Source organism: Leptospira venezuelensis, assembly GCF_002150035.1.
GTDB classification, from domain to species: domain Bacteria; phylum Spirochaetota; class Leptospiria; order Leptospirales; family Leptospiraceae; genus Leptospira_B; species Leptospira_B venezuelensis.
The window spans coordinates 69,754-86,303 of record NZ_NETS01000006.1 but is presented as its reverse complement, the minus strand read 5'-3'; the positions used below and the strand labels follow the sequence as shown (position 1 = coordinate 86,303).

Annotated in this window: 14 protein-coding genes; 7 read left to right on the top strand and 7 right to left on the bottom strand. The window is 41.8% G+C overall.

Going from position 1 to position 16,550, the window contains the following annotated elements; translation table 11 throughout:
- Window positions 1-219: 219 nt before the first annotated feature.
- Window positions 220-1,047 carry a Cof-type HAD-IIB family hydrolase gene (locus B1C82_RS00810; RefSeq protein WP_199775840.1) on the bottom strand — a complete coding sequence of 276 codons (828 nt, stop codon included), beginning with the start codon at window positions 1,045-1,047 and terminating at the stop codon, window positions 220-222.
- Window positions 1,048-1,213: 166 nt separating this feature from the next.
- Between B1C82_RS00810 and B1C82_RS00805 the strand changes: the two genes are divergently transcribed.
- Entirely contained in the window at window positions 1,214-2,041 is an 828-nt protein-coding gene (locus B1C82_RS00805; protein WP_167373740.1) for a 1,4-dihydroxy-6-naphtoate synthase, read from the top strand.
- On the opposite strand, the gene metF is transcribed toward B1C82_RS00805, so the two are convergent.
- From metF to B1C82_RS00770, 5 genes are all read right to left on the bottom strand, one after another.
- On the bottom strand, window positions 2,038-2,910 hold the full coding sequence (gene metF, locus B1C82_RS00800; protein ID WP_086445714.1) for a methylenetetrahydrofolate reductase [NAD(P)H]: 873 nt from the start codon (window positions 2,908-2,910) through the stop codon (window positions 2,038-2,040). The genes B1C82_RS00805 and metF overlap by 4 nt on opposite strands.
- A 34-nt stretch (window positions 2,911-2,944) precedes the next feature.
- Window positions 2,945-5,452 carry a discoidin domain-containing protein gene (locus tag B1C82_RS00795; protein ID WP_086445713.1) on the bottom strand — a complete coding sequence of 836 codons (2,508 nt, stop codon included), beginning with the start codon at window positions 5,450-5,452 and terminating at the stop codon, window positions 2,945-2,947.
- 21 nt (window positions 5,453-5,473) lie between these two features.
- Window positions 5,474-6,367 carry a helix-turn-helix domain-containing protein gene (locus tag B1C82_RS00790; RefSeq protein WP_086445945.1) on the bottom strand — a complete coding sequence of 298 codons (894 nt, stop codon included), beginning with the start codon at window positions 6,365-6,367 and terminating at the stop codon, window positions 5,474-5,476.
- Between the two features lie 385 nt (window positions 6,368-6,752).
- A complete protein-coding gene (locus B1C82_RS00775; protein WP_086445711.1) occupies window positions 6,753-7,598 on the bottom strand; it encodes a ParB/RepB/Spo0J family partition protein in 846 nt (281 codons plus the stop codon).
- Window positions 7,582-8,334, bottom strand: coding sequence for a ParA family protein (locus B1C82_RS00770; protein ID WP_086445710.1), 753 nt, complete (start codon window positions 8,332-8,334; stop codon window positions 7,582-7,584). The genes B1C82_RS00775 and B1C82_RS00770 overlap by 17 nt, the downstream gene beginning before the upstream one ends.
- Before the next feature lie 260 nt (window positions 8,335-8,594).
- Here B1C82_RS00770 and B1C82_RS00765 point away from each other — a divergent pair, with 260 nt between their 5' ends.
- From B1C82_RS00765 to B1C82_RS00740, 6 genes are all read left to right on the top strand, one after another.
- The gene (locus B1C82_RS00765) at window positions 8,595-9,962 is read left to right on the top strand and encodes a helix-turn-helix domain-containing protein (protein WP_234008481.1); all 1,368 of its coding nucleotides are present in this window, start codon (window positions 8,595-8,597) and stop codon (window positions 9,960-9,962) included.
- Window positions 9,963-9,966: 4 nt separating this feature from the next.
- Window positions 9,967-11,001, top strand: a complete 1,035-nt coding sequence (locus B1C82_RS00760) for a hypothetical protein (RefSeq protein WP_086445709.1) — start codon at window positions 9,967-9,969, stop codon at window positions 10,999-11,001.
- Window positions 11,002-11,096: 95 nt separating this feature from the next.
- Complete coding sequence (locus B1C82_RS00755) at window positions 11,097-12,068, top strand: hypothetical protein (protein ID WP_234008482.1); 972 nt, start codon at window positions 11,097-11,099, stop codon at window positions 12,066-12,068.
- A 5-nt stretch (window positions 12,069-12,073) separates the two neighbouring features.
- Window positions 12,074-12,448: a phosphatidylinositol phospholipase gene (locus tag B1C82_RS00750; RefSeq protein WP_167373739.1), complete on the top strand. Its 375-nt coding sequence runs from the start codon at window positions 12,074-12,076 to the stop codon at window positions 12,446-12,448.
- A gap of 812 nt (window positions 12,449-13,260) precedes the next feature.
- Window positions 13,261-13,476, top strand: coding sequence for a hypothetical protein (locus B1C82_RS00745; RefSeq protein ID WP_086445707.1), 216 nt, complete (start codon window positions 13,261-13,263; stop codon window positions 13,474-13,476).
- A gap of 101 nt (window positions 13,477-13,577) precedes the next feature.
- A complete protein-coding gene (locus B1C82_RS00740) occupies window positions 13,578-15,023 on the top strand; it encodes an MBOAT family O-acyltransferase (RefSeq protein WP_086445706.1) in 1,446 nt (481 codons plus the stop codon).
- Here B1C82_RS00740 and B1C82_RS00735 read toward each other — a convergent pair.
- Window positions 15,008-16,486, bottom strand: coding sequence for a hypothetical protein (locus tag B1C82_RS00735; protein WP_199775835.1), 1,479 nt, complete (start codon window positions 16,484-16,486; stop codon window positions 15,008-15,010). The genes B1C82_RS00740 and B1C82_RS00735 overlap by 16 nt on opposite strands.
- Window positions 16,487-16,550 lie beyond the last annotated feature (64 nt).

Here is a 16,550-nt window from a genome sequence, read left to right as displayed (position 1 = left end):
GAGAACGAATTTCAAAATGACCTTATGGTTTGGGACATAGCCTTCCAAGATAAAATTGTTTATCTCGTAGTATGCTCTGCAGCGGTTTATTTGGGCTTTCCGCTCGCTTCTTCCATTAAAAGTTTATTTAGCAAAACCCAAATCAAAGAGACAAGTTTCGGTTGTTACGAGACTGCTTGCTCGTCCTGCGAAGTGAAGATTGATAAAAATCAAAAAGTCTTATCTAAACGAAAGCACGGATAATTCCAAAAGAGTCATCGCGATCCCATCTTCATTATTTGAATATTTAGTAATATAAGAAGCGTCTTCTTTCAGACTCTGCACTGCATTCTTCATCGCAAATCCGTATCCTGAAGAAAAAAGCATTTCCCTATCATTCAACTCGTCACCAAAAGAGATAACTCCCGCTTCATCCAAATCGGAATTTTTTAAATACGACTGGATGGCAGTCCACTTGGAGACTCCCTTCTCCAAAACTTCCAAACAATAGGAAACTCCTGGGATTTTAGTGATCACAGTTCTATATTCAGAAGATTCAGGTAAGGATAGAAGTTCCTTTTCTAATTCAATCAATTCTTCCTTTATTAAAGAAAGATAACATACTACAAGCGCACGATCGGAAGAATGTTCCAGAAGGTCCAACACTACCTTGGTTCTAGCAATATCTCCGCCCGAATAATTATGATACTTATCCTCTGTGATCGGAGACTCTAACAAGATATCAATCCCTTCTTCGAAGCGGTCCACATGGAGAAGGGGAGAGTGCCCCTTCTTCTTTCCTAAAGATATAACTGCAAATGTAGCTTTTTCAGAAATATATGTTTCCGAAATTCTTTCTCCATCGGGCGAACTTCGGAGCACCTGCCCATTATTGGCCACCACCGCAACATTCCCCCGAAATTCCCGAGCATATGGGAGCGCAGAAGAAAACCTTCTTCCGGTAGCAATAATCAGCCCGACTCCCTGATCCAATGCAGATTGCAAAACATAATGATTCAAACTCGAAATAGAAGCGCGGGAATCCAGAAGTGTTCCATCCAGATCCATAGCAATTGTATGAAAGGGCAAAAGCCCGTCCAATTTGGGAAATTTGTGTGAATTAGAAATAATATCCAAGTTCGCCTACGATTCTTTTCCAATAGAACTAAGTGAGGATGTTCCTTCCACCTCCTTTTTTCGTTTTCAAAAGAATCAAAACTGATTGCCTGGAAGAATGGAACTCAGTCTGGCATATTCTCCCTGCCCAAACGACACATTCATCTTCTATCATCTAATCTCAGGAAAAACCAAAGCACCATTTTCCATCAAAGAAGAACTGTACGATGTGGAACAACTGAACCAATTCGCAGACAAAGGAAAATTCCAAGCCACGAAAATTTCATTCGCAGCTTTATTCCATGTGGCAGACAAATATTCTCTTTTGGACAGCGGATCCGCACTTGGCAGGAACTGCGGCCCAATTATCGTAAAAAAAGCAGGCTCCTCGGTAGGAACTCCGAACGGAAAAAAAATTTTGGTGCCAGGGCTTTGGACCACTGCCAACTTACTTACACATCTATACTTAAAAGGGGATTTTACTCCAGTTCCCACAAGATACGACCTCATCCTGGACAAAGTAAAAAACGGAGAAGCTGACTTCGGGATCGTCATCCACGAAGAAAGATTCACTTACGAAGCAAGAGGTCTTGCAAAGGTAGAAGACTTAGGAGAATGGTGGGAAGGTACAACTGGAGCACATATTCCACTCGGATGTATCGCGATACGCAGAGATCTTTCTTCCCAAGTAAAACATGACTTAGATTCGGCGATTAAGGAAAGTCTTTCTCTCGCTTATCAAAATAGAGAAAGTATGTACGATTATATTTTAAAACATTCTCAAACTACAACGAGAGAAGTGGCGGATGCACATATAGATCTGTACGTGAATGAATTTTCTAAAAGTTTAGGGAAAGAAGGAGAAAGGGCCATCCGCTTATTACAGCAAAAAGCCCTCGAAACAGGATTACTTCCTCCAGAAAAAGAAAAGGATCTATTCCTTTAATTTTTCAGTTCTCTAACTATATCCAAACTCGCAGGAGATTGGTTTAGAGTATAAAGATGGATTCCTGGAGCGCCCATTTTGACCAGTTCACGGCTTTGGTTTACTGAGAAATTGATACTTCTTTTGTAAAATTCTTCCGGATTATCTTTCACTTCCTCTAAATCGGAAACTAGTTTTTCCGGAAATTCACAGGCAGCCATTGCCTTAAATCTTTCAATCTGAGTGAAAGAAGTGATCGGCATGATCCCCGGGATCACAGGTACATTAATCCCTTTTTTACGGATCAGATTTAAGAAAGATTCGAAATTTGAATTTTTAAAGAATAATTGAGAAACCAAATAAGAAGCTCCTGAATCCACTTTGCGTTTCAGATTATCCACATCAGATTCTAAACTTGCAGCTTCCGGATGTTTTTCAGGATAACAAGCAGCTCCCATACAAAAATCGAAACCTTCTTGTTTGATAAAAGAGATCAGTTCGCTTGCATAACCGAATCCACCTTCTACCTTTTTAAAAGCCTCTTCTCCCTTCGGGGGATCTCCTCGAAGCGCCATTAGATTTTCAATACCAGAATCTCGGATCTGCTTTAGAATAACTTTGATCTCATCTTTATTTCCGCCAACGCAGGTAAAATGAGCTGCCGCAGGAAGTGAAAATTTTTTGGCCAACTCAGAAGTAATGCGGATCGTCTTGTCCCGAGTAGAACCCCCAGCTCCATAGGTTACAGTTATATAACCTGGGTCCACTTTGGACAATTCTTCCACAGCTTCGAATAATTTCACTTCTCCTTCCGGAGTTTTTGGAGGGAAAAACTCGAAAGAGTACACCGGCGTTTTTGCCGTTTTATAAATTTCTAATATCTTTTTCATTCTAACCTTTCCCCGCAACAATGCAGGGAATCTTTCAACTACAGCAGAGTAGGACTTGGATTGGTCCTCTGCCGTTTCTTTGTAAGCCCAGAGATTTCGCTACGAGTGCTCCAGGTTTTAAATTTTCAGGAGCAACTCTGACCGCATGGCCTCCGGTAAGACCAGAACATAATAGGTCTCCGGGTTGTACAGGATAAGATTGAGCTTCTACATTTGCAAGGACCACTCCCGCAATTGCAACCAGCCATTGTCCTTCTGCCTGAGGTTTGTCTCCCAAAACTAAAGCCGCTGATTTCACAGCGACACCTACGATATTCGTAGCATTCGGCTGTCTGGATTTATGAAGTTTTCCATCTTCTCCCATTGCGAGAAGATCTCCTTCCGCAATCACATCGGAAGACTGAACCTGGAAAAATTTAGCGATACAATCTGTACCTTTTCCGGTTTGGAGATATACTGTTCCATGAAAATCAGAATCACCTTCTGCCAAGATCGCTTTACCAGAACCTGTTTCGTTCAGACTTGGGATCCCTTTTCCACTCGCATACAAAGCATGGCCGGATCTAGAATGGAACCATCCACCAAATCCTCTTTTAGCAAGACCTAAAATACCTGCGGATTCTTTTTCTCCGGAAGCGCTATCGCCACGAACTCCGAATTTTTCTCCGAAGCCTAAGATCCCGGAGAATCTACCGGATCCTACGATACCCGCTCCTTTTTCACTCTCATTCCTTGCATACGCAAGTCCTGCATTTTCAGGAGGAGGGGAGATGTTTGCATAAGGCGCTTCTACAGAACCTTTCAATCTTAAATATCCAGTATGAGAACTGAAATCATGCTCTTTAGGAGCGTAATCATGAGTATGGGGAAGAGGTTGTCTTGCATCCGACAATCTAGGATCATCAGAAGAAACCACATGGCCAGGGATGGATTTTCCTTTTGGCGCAACAGTTACGATACCAGGATACTCCGTGCTAGCGTTACGCAGCCTTTCGTCATCACCCTGGACAACTGCGCCTTCTTTTGCTTCTCCTGAACGAGCAAGCTTCACGATCCCATAAGACTGAGGAGTAGAAATTTTTAATCTTTTATCATTCCCCTGGACCGCAGCATCTGCAGACTCTTCTCCATTGGAAGCAAATCTTAAAATACCCGTACTCTCTGTAGTAGCATGCCTAAGTCTTGGATCATCGGAAGTAACCACTTTTCCAGGACTTGCATCTCCAGGTGGAGCCAATTGCACCAAACCAAATTTTTGGTTCGTTGCATGTTTCAAACGATCGTCATTTCCTTGAACAACAGTGCCTTCTTTGGTTTCACCGTTCTCCGCAAGTTCTACGATACCAAAACTTTGGGTAGAAGAAGGTTTTAAACGATCATCATTTCCTTGCACGACCCTATCTGCCCGATTTTCGCCGTTCGCAGCTAAGCGCACCAAGCCATAAGAGGCCTCAGTAGAATGTTTTAATCTTCTGTCATTCCCTTGAACAACAACACCTTCTTTCTCTTCTCCATCGGAAGCAAGCTCTACGATACCTTTGTATTCGGTAGATCCATCCCTCAACCTTCTATCATTTGCCTGAACTGCGGCACCTTCAGAAGTTTCTCCGTCAATTGCGAGCCGAACCAAGCCGGATCTAAGAACAGTAGCGTAGGGGAGAGGCTCCGCGGTAGGTTTATGAGTCAGCTCGCTCAAGTATGGAGCCGCATATAATTCCACCTCTACAATGCTCGTAGAATATTTTTCTTTATTTTGGATCTTACGAGGACGAGAGACGAATTTCAAAAAGCGAATATTCGTAGGTAAAAATCTCCATTGGTACCAAGTCCCCAATTCGGATAAGAATTGGTTCTCTTCTAAAAGCTGGTTCCAAGTCAGATCATCTTCGCTATAATATACTGTAAAAGTTTCCGGGAAAGGTAAGTGACCGTCCTTCGGCGAAAGAACTCTTAGCTCATTCACTCTACTTATAGAGCCAAGATCCATTAGGAAAAATTCTTCCTTCGGCTGATTGGATTCCACAGAAGACCAGCCGTAATCAGGTCTTTCATCGATTAGATTTTCTTTTACCCAAAATCTATCTTTTTCGGAACTCACTTCCAATTTAGTGACTCCGGAAATACCAACTTCTAAGGCACCGATAGAAACTTTAAATTTGGCTCCTTCTTTTTCAGAAACCTTACTGACCAATTTTAGAAAGTTAGCGCGGACCAACGAAAAGTTCCACTGTCCCACTTTTTTATTCAATCTTCTGAAACCAGTTTCTTGCAGAATCGGCTCCCAAACTTTTCCATCTAGAGAAATTTCGAATTTAAAAGAGTCAGGAAAGAATGTGCCGGATTGTTCCGACTGATGTAATTTGATCTGATTAAAACTAGAACCTGGATTTAAAACTAAGGTTAAAACCCCAACACCAGGATGGTCCAATTGTTCGGAATAAGAACGAAGTCCTCCTTCCTTAAATTCGAACGTACCTTTGGTCTTAATTTCGTTTACTTTAACTTGTCGAGGATGGCTGATCCGGATGGATTCTTCATTCATAAGAGCTTTAACGTGATCCTTTTAAACATGTACCCGGTTTTCTTCGGCTTTGGCAGAAAATATAACCAGTATCGAGGGGTGGATTTTGTCTGTGAAGTACTTTGTAATGATCATCCTAAGTGTCTCAGGAAGCGGATCCTTTACTAAAAGAGTCTTACCATCCGGTTCCACCTGAATTTTCTCCAATACTTCAACGCTGCTTCTAGAAAGATTCCCCTTGCACCATTCTAGAAATCCAATCCAGGAAGCTTCTTTTCCTAAAGAATGGTTTGTGGATTGAGACTGGACGGGGGAGGTATGCTCAAAATTCGGCCGTCTGTTTCCGGACAGATTTTTGCAAATTCCTCGAATATAATTTAAATTATCTCCTAACCCTTGTGCCTTCGCAATTTCCATCGATTCGGACAAAATGCTATCTCCGTAGCGTTCTCTTAAAGAATCTAAACTCAATTCTTTCTTTTCAGAACTAGGTTTTTGGTTTTGGGTATTATGGATGGTTATATTTATATTGTTTGGGTTTCCAGATTGACCCCCCTCCGGGCTACCCGCCAACACCCCTGGGGTCGATTCCGGCACCCCTCTGGGGTTTCCAAAAATAACCCCCTGGGGTGGAATTCTGGAACCGGGATAGTTGAAGCAAAAATAATAAGTAGAGTTCTTATGCCCGGTCCCTGGGACAAATTGTAGAAGACCCGCTCTTACTAGGTCTTTCTTTCCTTCGTTGATAGATTTTTTAGTCTTTAAGCCGGTGAGTCGAATCAAGCTTTCGTTGCTAGGCCAGACTGGCTTAAAGGTCTGGTCACTAAATTTAAGCAGGACGAGATATAGAGTCTTGGCGGCTGGGGATAAAGTGGCCCAAACCCCGGAATCGATGATGTCCGAGAGGAATTTTATATATGGAAAATGCTCGCCCATACCTTGGATCCTCTTTTGCCCCGGAGGCAAAAAAATTAATTTTAAGCAAAAAGGTTCGAAGGTAGTTGACATTTATCCGACATAAGGTTACTTATGTCTCATCCAACAACATTCCTTCGGGAAGGTCCGGCCCCTGGGCAAACCAGGGGAGTTTTTTTATCTCAGACCGACGGCAATGTTTCTTCCTTCTCTCTTCCGGGTTGGGAGAAAGTACTACATTTCCGTTTAGAATATTATGTCACATATTGGGGCTTTTTTCTGCTCCGTCAACTCATTCCCGTTTTTTTCAGCCCAAGTCTTATAAAATCTTTTGCTAAGTACATGTTTGTACTACATCATTTCGCTTAACAACAGATGTTAATTGATTTTGTTTGGCCTTGGGGTTTTATTTTCCGAATTTTTTGGAAATTTCTTTTTTGACGAATTTGTGAAGCTCCGAAAGAAAATCTTCGTCTTCGGTGGAGATGATAACGCTTGTCCCTTTTTTTACGATCTTATAAGGGGAGGGGGAAATTACAGGTTTTTCGGATCCAACCTTAGTTCCAATCTGAGCAGGGGAAAATAATCCGCCTTCTTCTGCTCTGTTAAAAGTTTTTGCGTCTTTTACTGTTTTCAATTCGCCTGAATTGAATTTTTCTAGAAAATCTTTCAGAGTCCCTTTTTTAGCTGCAGATGCTGCTTGCACCAAAAGGTTTTTGGATTCTATTCCTGCGTCTTTGCATACCTTCAGGTCTTCTTTAGAGAGAGAAGAAATTCCCAAAAGTTCGGTCATATAACTTCTACTTTTCCCGAATAAGTTTCCTAACTCCAAGTCAGTATAAGAGAAGGAGGATTTGAGATGAGTCATTGCCTCTATCTCTTCGTAGGGGGATAAATTTTCTCTTTGTAGGTTCTCTATGATTGCTAGGCGGAAAGTTTCTTTTGCGTCCTTGTCTAAAATTTTACACTCAACTTCTGGCCATTTGAGAAGGCTAGCCGCGTGGAATCTTCTCTCTCCGGCGATGATCGTATAAAATTCTTCATCCGCTTTTTTGGTAACCAGGATGGGCTGAAGAAGCCCGTCTTTGTCCAAACTCTGGGCAAGTTCTTCTACGCCTTTTTTTCTCTCTTGTCGGGGTTGGCTTTCAGAAGGACGGATCTTATCTAGGCGAATTTTACGGATCGTGCCTTCTAATTTTTCCGCCTGAAAAACATCTGCGAGAGAGCCTAGTCTTTTACTTTTTGAGCTCATTCAAAAATTCCTCAATAAAGCCTTCGTATTCCTGGGCTTGGCGGCTGGATTTATTATATTCGTAGACGGACTTTCTTGCCAGGTGGGACTCTCCCACCGCCACTCCGTCTGAGATGCTATTATCAAAAATTTTGAAATATTTAGTTAAAACAGGGATGATCGTTTTAGTTAGAAGTGTCTGAGGCTTTAGTTGTGTAACCAATGCCCCCATGATTTCCAAGCTAGGGTTAATCCTTTTTTTAATGCTAGTGATTGTTTGCTGAAGACCAAGGATTCCATCCACGGAAAATTTTTCCGCCTGCAAAGGAATGATTACATAGTTGGAAGCAACAAGCGCGTTGATTGTGAAAATGGAAAGACTCGGAGGGCAATCGATTACACAAAAATCTATTTCCTTTTCTAGATCGGCAAGAGCATCTCTCAAGATATAAGGTGCGTCCACAATTGCTGCAATTGTTTCCGCTTCTGCGAGGGTCAATCGAGAAGGAGCAATGTTTAAATTCTCCACTTCTGTCTTAACCATAACTTCTCTAATTTTCGCTTTGGATTGGAAAATATTATGCATGGATTTTTCTAACCCTTCCGGATTCAAAAAAATCCCTGTAGAATTTGCCTGAGGATCTATATCGATCAGTAGAGTTTTTTTACCTCTCCTGGCGAGACCCCAAGCTAAATTCAGGGAGGTAGTGGTTTTACCTTCTCCTCCCTTTTGGTTTGCGATGGATACTACAATCATTCTGTTCCCTTGTATCTCAATTGTCGGATGTCCGACATCCCGTCCTTATATCTTCTGTCAGAAATCGAGAGAATAAAGAGGGGAATTTAAACAAAAATAAAAATTAAAAAGTCAACTTCGGGACCGAAGCCAACACTATATTTCCATGTAAGAAGAAGGGGAGATGCATTCAAACTAATTCTTAAATTTCCAAAAAATTGCAGAAAAATCAGACTCGAATGTCGGACGTCCGACATTGCAAACAAAGTACGGGTACATGGTTGACACCATGCTTAATTTTAAACATTTTCCCTTCTATGCTATCCGCTCCGGAAGAATTTATTTGGGGGAATCCAAATCCTAAAGAACTTAGGATTTTATTGCCTCTTGCATTTCCGGAATGTTTAAGATTAATCGATGGCTTGGCGGGACTGGCTACTTTAATTTCCGAATCGGACCCTTCTTCTTTGGAAGAGGTTGGTTCCTGGGGATATGGAGAAGATGGGTTCTTCTATCCTTTCTTAACCAGGGGCTCCCAAATCAGAACTCGTTTGGAAGGAAGTAAATCTCCGTTCTTTTTGCATAGATCAGAAGAAGTGGAGCTTTTCCGAGATGATTCCCGGGGATGCTTATTATCTCCGGTTTTGTTGGATGGAAAAATGTTTGGATTTTTCCTGATAGAACTTCCAGACGAAGCGGAAGAAAGACAAATTTTAATCTTACATTTGCTCTGCCAGAAAGTGGCCCGACTTTTGAAAAAAGAATCGGAACCTTCTCTAATTTATAAACTTTCCGAGGACGTGAGCCCAGATCCCTTGGGGGAATTGATTTTCAGATTGGGAAATGGTAAAAATTCCCAGCTCGAAAAATTCAAAGATTCTGGAAACATTTGTATTTCAGGTCCAGCTTCTTCCGGGAAAAAAACCTTAGCAAAATGGATCCAAAAAAGGGAGTTCCCTGGCAGGCCAATCTTAACTGTTTCGATCCTCCCAGAACAAGCGTCCAAGTTAGAAAAGGCCTTAATTGATTGGGAGAAAATGGCCGAATCTGGGACTCTAATTTTAGAAAATTCTGAAAACTATTCTATGGCTCAGCAAAGAATCTTGTTCGAATATTCTCAGCGAAAGTCAGGAAAATCCCGTCTTATTTTTTTAGAAAACTCAGGCAAAAAATCAATAGAAGAGTTTTTATATTTTCGTTCTCTTTTGGCCGAAAATAAGTTAGAATTACCTGCCTGGAAAGACTGGACAAAATTGGATAAAATAGCGGCTATCCGGCCGATTTTCCAAGAGGTCTGCGTGTTGCATGGTCGTCCAGATTTGGCGCTTTCTGAGGAAGCGATCGAGTCTTTGGTAGGAGGAAATTCCTGCCAAAATTTAGAGGACCTTCGGAATGCGATCGAAGAAGCAGTTTTAAATTCCGGCTCGGGAGAGATCCGAAATTCAGACCTCAAAAAAGAAGTTTCAAAAGGGATTTCTCTTCCGGATCCTGAGGATCTTGATTTGCGAAAAGCTGTGGAAGCCGTGGAACGCCAAAAAATTCTTTTGGCAGATAAATTGTTCGGCGGCAACCAAATACGAATGGCAAAGGCACTGGGAATTTCCAGGGGCTCATTGCAATATAAATTAAAAAACCTGGGTTTGGGTTAGAATTTTGGAATTAGATTCCTTATACGAAGAAAGAAAAACTCCGGCAGGATATTTGGTAAAAGTCCGCCTAGGAAAAATGTCATATGTAGTTTTTACCTCCAGGGGGCCAGAGGTCCCGAAAGGAGCCAGAAACCAATCGATCGTGGTTCCGGTTCCGAGGATCGCATTTTTGGGGGAGGATTTTGACCTATCCCATTTTAGGCTAGGGGAGTTGAGTTTCGTAAACGTAAAACAAGGAAAACTTGTGATCCCTTACCAGCATTCTACTTCCGGAAATGAAGTTCGAACTATCTTCTTAAACAGCGGAAGCGAGTGCGATATTTTACCAGTAATTATCTATCATTATGACCGAGTCGACAGCTTGCTCAGGGCGAGAGAAGAGGGAGTGGAAATGCACCATCTGGTTTTGGACGAAGAGTTTCCTCGCCAGGAATTGGTAGCTCTGAAAATCAGATTCCCATCCTTAAACATGCTAATCATCAAAAGAAAGGTAGCCCAAAAAATCGGGGCAGTGGGGGAAAAGCCATCTCCTGGAAAAGAAGAGCTGGAAAAAAGTTTAAGAGAAGAATCCAAGGTCGTGGATTTTAATAAGGTCCGAGCCACGGATTTATTGGAGAAGGGCAACTTAAACATGCACTCCAAGAACCCAGTTTTCTTGGCCAGGATACATCTCCGAAAAATGGAATTGGAAAAAGTAAAACAGCTACTTTTGGAATTCACATTAAAGTCTGAAGAGGTCGCATTCATCCGAACCTTCTTAGATGTGATGATTCGAAATGATGATAATAAAGAAGAGCTAAAAGGCTGGGCGCCTAAATTAAAAAATTTAGATGAAGGCTTCCGACTCGCCGGCTTAATTTTAGAAACAAAAGAAAAAGAATTCGAAGCAGAATTAGACAAAGGTTTCTCAAAAGATATCGCGAGCATGGTCTACGCACTTTTGGAAAAAGAACAGGACCGAGCAGAGAACAAAGAGCAAGAAATTGTGCTTTGGGAATGGAAGCTCCGAGCCAAGAGACTGTTCAGAAAGACCGCCTAATTTCCTAGAAAAATGGTAAAAAAAGCTTCCATTTCCTTCAAAAATGGTTAAAAATGGGCTATACTGTCATGTTTTTTCGAATGAGACATAATATTTTGGCACAGTTTTTGCTTATCGCCTCTCTGGCTTTGGGCTCGAGCTCTGCAATTGCAGGAGAGGTTTCCGATCTGGATCCTTCTTCTCAAAATATGTCCGAGGCAGAAGAGTCAATTTCGGAAGAACTAAAATCAATCTACCAAGAAGAGGTAGATCAAGTTCTCGCTGAGGGGATTTCTTATTCCGAGGAAGAAAGATTATCCGACTTTCCGGATCTAGATTCTCTTCTAACAGATGATATTATTCCTACCAGGGTTGCAAAAATTTCTGCAGACCAAAAAGCAGAAAAAAGAAAAGACTCTAATTCCGAACTTGGAGTCCAAAATCAAAAATCGACTTCTGGAATTTTTTCAGTATCTCCAATCTTCTCACAAAACTGTCCTCTTGGGCTAAATGTTCTTTTACCGAATTTAAAAACCGAACAAGGGATTCGTCAGGAGTTCCTACCAAGGGCTGAAACCAAGAGTCAGACTTGGGGCCAGGATTCCCTTCTGATCAGAGGAGTCGTTTACGCTAGTTTTTCAACTGTATGTGCGCCTGTATTTTCTCTCTATTTAAATGGGGAAGGGGCCGTTACAGAGTTGGCCTGTTCCGCTGAAAATCAAAGAAATCTGCTCTTAGGGGCAGGTGTTCCTTCCATGATTGGCTGGATTTTAGGGAAAACTACTGAGAATGCAGCAAGAGGGGGATTTAGCTCTGAATTCGACCAAATACAGGGTCTTGTCCAGGCTTATGGGAAATTCTATGAAAACTCGCTCTTCTCCAGAGCTAACCTAAGCCAAGGGGAAGAAATAGGGAAGTCTGGACCGAGTGTTGGGTATCAGGTAGCAGGGGGATTCTCTGCAGTGAAACTGGAAGCCTGGAGCCTAAACCAAGAAATGCAATCATCACTCAAAAAGGTATCATCTAAGGCCGGACAAGACTCGCATAAATTTTCTTCTGGTCGTCCGACCCCAGAAATTCTAACTTAACAAATATGGCCGTGAAGATCAAACGAACCTCTTTTCAGAGGCTTCTGAATGCGATGAAGAAAGTCACTAGCGAGGTGAACGATCACGAAATTCTTCGCAGATTAGAAACTCTCATGGTCACTAGCAAAGAAGATCTAAACCAAGCGGTCGTTCGCTCTCTTCTAGAAAATCCTTTAGACTTCGATCCTAAATCTGTGCCTGAGCCTTACGCTCAGTATGTTAGACATTTCGTATATATGGTGAAACGAAATAAGAAAATGGGATTGGATGTGAACTTCGATTCGAGTGCTATCGAATCAAAAAAGGATAAGAAGAAGTTACTAGCCCCCAAAAAATCTACTCCTGCCAAAAAACAAGCCCCCGCTCGCAAAAGAGCCTAAATTTTAAAAATCTCCCTGTGCGTAGCACAGGGTCAAAATCCATATTCCATAAAAGGGCAGTATTTGCTATTAAATGCCCGAATGCCGGCGCATGCATATGGAAATGGGCGATCTCTGCCCAAAAATCGACGTTCAGCGCCCGTTCTTTGGCTTTTACATAAGTGCCTAATCATAAGCAGCAAGAATCTGGATTTGCCGGTGAGGATTTGGATCCTTTGCGCCGTTCGGCATGGGCGAAATTGCGTAAAACAGGGCAGGAGTCTGTTTATGGAAAACGTCCGATTTGCCTGCGAAATACAGTTTTAGAGGTGTCGGATGGTCGCCAGTTTATTGCTGGATAGGCGCCTGTTCGCTCAATCGATCATGGATAATGATGCCCAAAAATGAGCGTTTAAGTCCAATTATTATGGAAGCGAAGGGCTGAATGTGTAAGGGTTGGGGGCCTGTTTGTATAGAAATCTCGCGGGCTTCCGCTCTAAAAAGGTCGCAGATTTACATTTTTGGTCAAATATTCGCCAACTTCCATTAAGTCACAAGCGGCGGGGCATTCCCATAGAGCGCGCATGTGGCCCCTTTTGGCTAAAATGACCGTCACTGGGCAATAGCCAAGGAGTTCCTGCCATTCTTCCTTACAAGTGGAGGCCTGATAGGACGGGGCTAACGGGGCGCCCTTCGACGATCGGAATGAATTAAAAAGCAGCTAAATATATGTCATAAAGTCATGTGTATCAAATTTACATCCCCATGAGGTTTTGGCAGGCGTATATTGCTTTATTCTTGCGAAAGGAAGCAGGTTCATAGATGCTCTTCCAATGGCCGAAGTAATCAAATTAAGGGTAAAATGCCATGCCTGCTCAAATTTAATCGAAGGTTCCGCGAAATATGGTGGCGGACACTATGTTCCAGAGGGAGTGAACTTCGAATTTGTGGCTATCGGGAAGGTGGAAACCCCCAAAGGGAAGCGTGTTAAGGCGGAAATTACCGCTGATTGCCCAAATTGCGGGGTTCGCTGTAAGTGGACTATTTGAAGAGCTTATAATTGTTCATAGAAATGATTAAAAATAATCTAAAAAGAGATTATAAATAAACTCTCCCCTCTTGATTTCTATTTATGCTTAAAATTAGGTAAATGAATTTTACTACTCCTTTATTTCTTCTCTTTTTTTTGATTATATTTGGGCTGAGATGGGTTCTTCCTAGACTGAAATTCCTTCCTGAATGGATTCCAAGGCCTTTTCTGCTGATTGGAAGCTATTTCTTCTATATGTCTTGGAATCCGAAATTTGGGATTCTTCTTTTTGGCACTACTATCCTGGATTATTGGATTGGTAGAATCATGGACAAAAAGGAAGGTAGATCTCGGGCGATCTTACTTTCTATCTCTCTTGTTTTGAATCTGGGAGTTTTGGCTTTTTTCAAATATTTCATTTTCTTTATGCAGTCTGGAAATGCCGTATTTGCGGCATTTGGGCTAAATTTAAGTCTTCCTGTATGGCGCATTGTGCTCCCTGTTGGTATCTCTTTTTACACTTTTCAGTCGCTTAGTTATACAATCGATGTGTTCCGAAAGGAAATTTTGCCGGAGAAAAATTTTTGGAACTATGCACTCTTCCTCTCTTTTTTTCCACAGCTGGTTGCTGGGCCCATCGTGCCAGCAAAGACTTTTTTACCCCAACTTAAGACATGGGTTGTATGGAAGGAACTCCCTCTTAGGGAGGGCCTTGTTTTTGTTCTGACTGGTATATGGAAGAAGGCAGTGATTGCGGATCAACTTTCGATTTTGCCGGATTCTTTTTATCGCTCTCCATTAGAGTTTTCGAGTGCCTATGCCTGGGCAGCAGTTTTTGCATATTCTATTCAGATCTATTGCGATTTTAGCGGTTATACTGATATTGCTTTGGGGTGTGCTCTTCTTTTAGGTTTCAAACTGACTGAGAACTTTAGGATGCCTTACCTCGCTTCCGGGTTTTCCGATTTTTGGAGAAGATGGCATATCTCTCTTTCTTCCTGGCTTAGGAACTATTTATACATTCCTTTGGGCGGTAATCGTAAATCAGAACTAAGGACTTACGTGAATTTATTTTTAACCATGCTTCTGGGTGGTTTATGGCATGGGGCCAGTTGGAATTTCGTAGTCTGGGGCGGATTTCACGGTATTTTCTTAGGATTGGAGAGAATGGGGAAAAAATTCTGGCCTGGTTTCTTCTCCTCGGAAAGAAAATCCGGTATTTTAGGAAGGTTTTCTTATAGGATCTTTGTGATCTTATGCGTGGTTCTTTGTTGGGTATTTTTTAGATCTCCGAATTGGAAGACTACAGGGATTGTTTTCGAAAAACTTTTTATGTTTTCGAACGGCGCGGATCCCGCGCTTTCTTCTTTGCGTATCCTCTTTATCGCATTCTTTCTATTTTTTGTAGCAACCTGGATTGGAAATCGTGATGAAAAAGATGGGTTTTTTCGTAAATTTTATGAAGGCTTACATCCTGTAGTCTTCGGAGTTTTGGTAGGTATTGGGCTTTTATTAGGTGCGGTGCTCTCTTCCGAGTCTCAACCGTTTATTTATTTTGTTTTTTGAACCGGTCTTTGCAGATAGTCTCTTATCTTTTCAGTTTCGTCGTAGACCCAAATTTTTCCATTTCCTGATCCGCATTCTAAAACTCTGGATGGTTCTCCATAGAACGATTTGATTCTGGATTCTCCTAGTCCTTCCGGCAATATTGCGATCGGGCCTTCTGGCGGGAATAGGAACCATTCTTTATTGGAAACTGAATATGATCCCTCTAATGTGCTGAAATCTATCGGGTAAGCCAGGATTCTTTTTTCGGAATATGTGAGTATTCGTCTGGCTTTGCGTGGTTCTGACAGTACGAATACGAATGAATCTCTTTCTTTCCATTCGTCTACGCAGATGGTTTCGGGTGGCCTTATGGATTCTCTCGGATCTCTGAACTGTGCCCCTCCTTCTCCAAATGTCGCAAATATCCCAAGTCCAAGTATGAGCCCTAAAAATGCGAAATTTCTAGAATGACTTAGATATTTTTGATTTTTGACAGATGGTAAAATCCCAAATAATACAGGAACCATCACGATTGCAGGTAGGCTGTATTTTAGTGAATTTTGGCCCGAGTACAGCCCGAGTAAGGGCGGTAATATACAAAGACTAAGTTGAAAATATCCTAAAAATCCGTAACTATGCCCGGATTCTTTTCCTTTTCTTAGGCATAAAATTCCGCCCAAGATCGCCAATGCGAGAAAGATCCCTGAAAGATTTAGGGTTAATATTGCAGTGAGAAAATCTGTCCACCAATGAGAGATCGATTCGAGTGTGGAAAGTTTATTGGGTGAGTTGATCGCCAAAAATATTTTTATGAATGAATGAAGTCCGAGCCCGATTAAGCCTGTGGCAAAAAATCGGATGGAGATTAGAGGGAAAGAAATTCCCCAACGACCGTATCTTCTCGCCCAAGCAAGCAAAGTGGGCAGATATAATTCTAGAATTAAGATCCTATCCGAAACTGTGAGTAAGGAAAGCAGTGGGAAGATTGAATATTTCGGGACCTTCTCTCTTTTTAAATAAGGCCAGATCCAAAGACTTGTGAGGAAGGCACTGATGTGCACGGAAGGAAAATATAAAAAGTACAATAATGGAAATTTTTCAGAAATTAGAAATAGGAAAGAAAGTGTGAGTAGTCCGAATACGTAACTTTGGGGCCTGGGCATTTTTGGCTCCATTGCGCGGATAAATTTTCCTAGAAGATATGCGAGTAGAGAGTTTTGAAAGATCGCGTAGAGCGTTAAGGTCTTGAAAACATTCTCCGTGAGATATCCGAATATAAAAATGATCGGCAGGTCCGGAAAAAAATAAGGTGTGGGAGCGAATGACCAAGTCCTTAGTGAACCCCCATCCCGCAGCACGTCGATTAGCACGGAAGGAAGATACAGAGCTTCCACGTTCCAGAAAATTTCTTTAGGAGCAGTAAATAGGGAGAATATAAGTGAGGCCAGGAAAATAATTATAGAAGTCCAGAGCCAAACCACTTAGGAATCCTGGCTAATGCCTCATCCTAGGTAAAGTAGAAAACGAAACAATTTCTGGACAAAG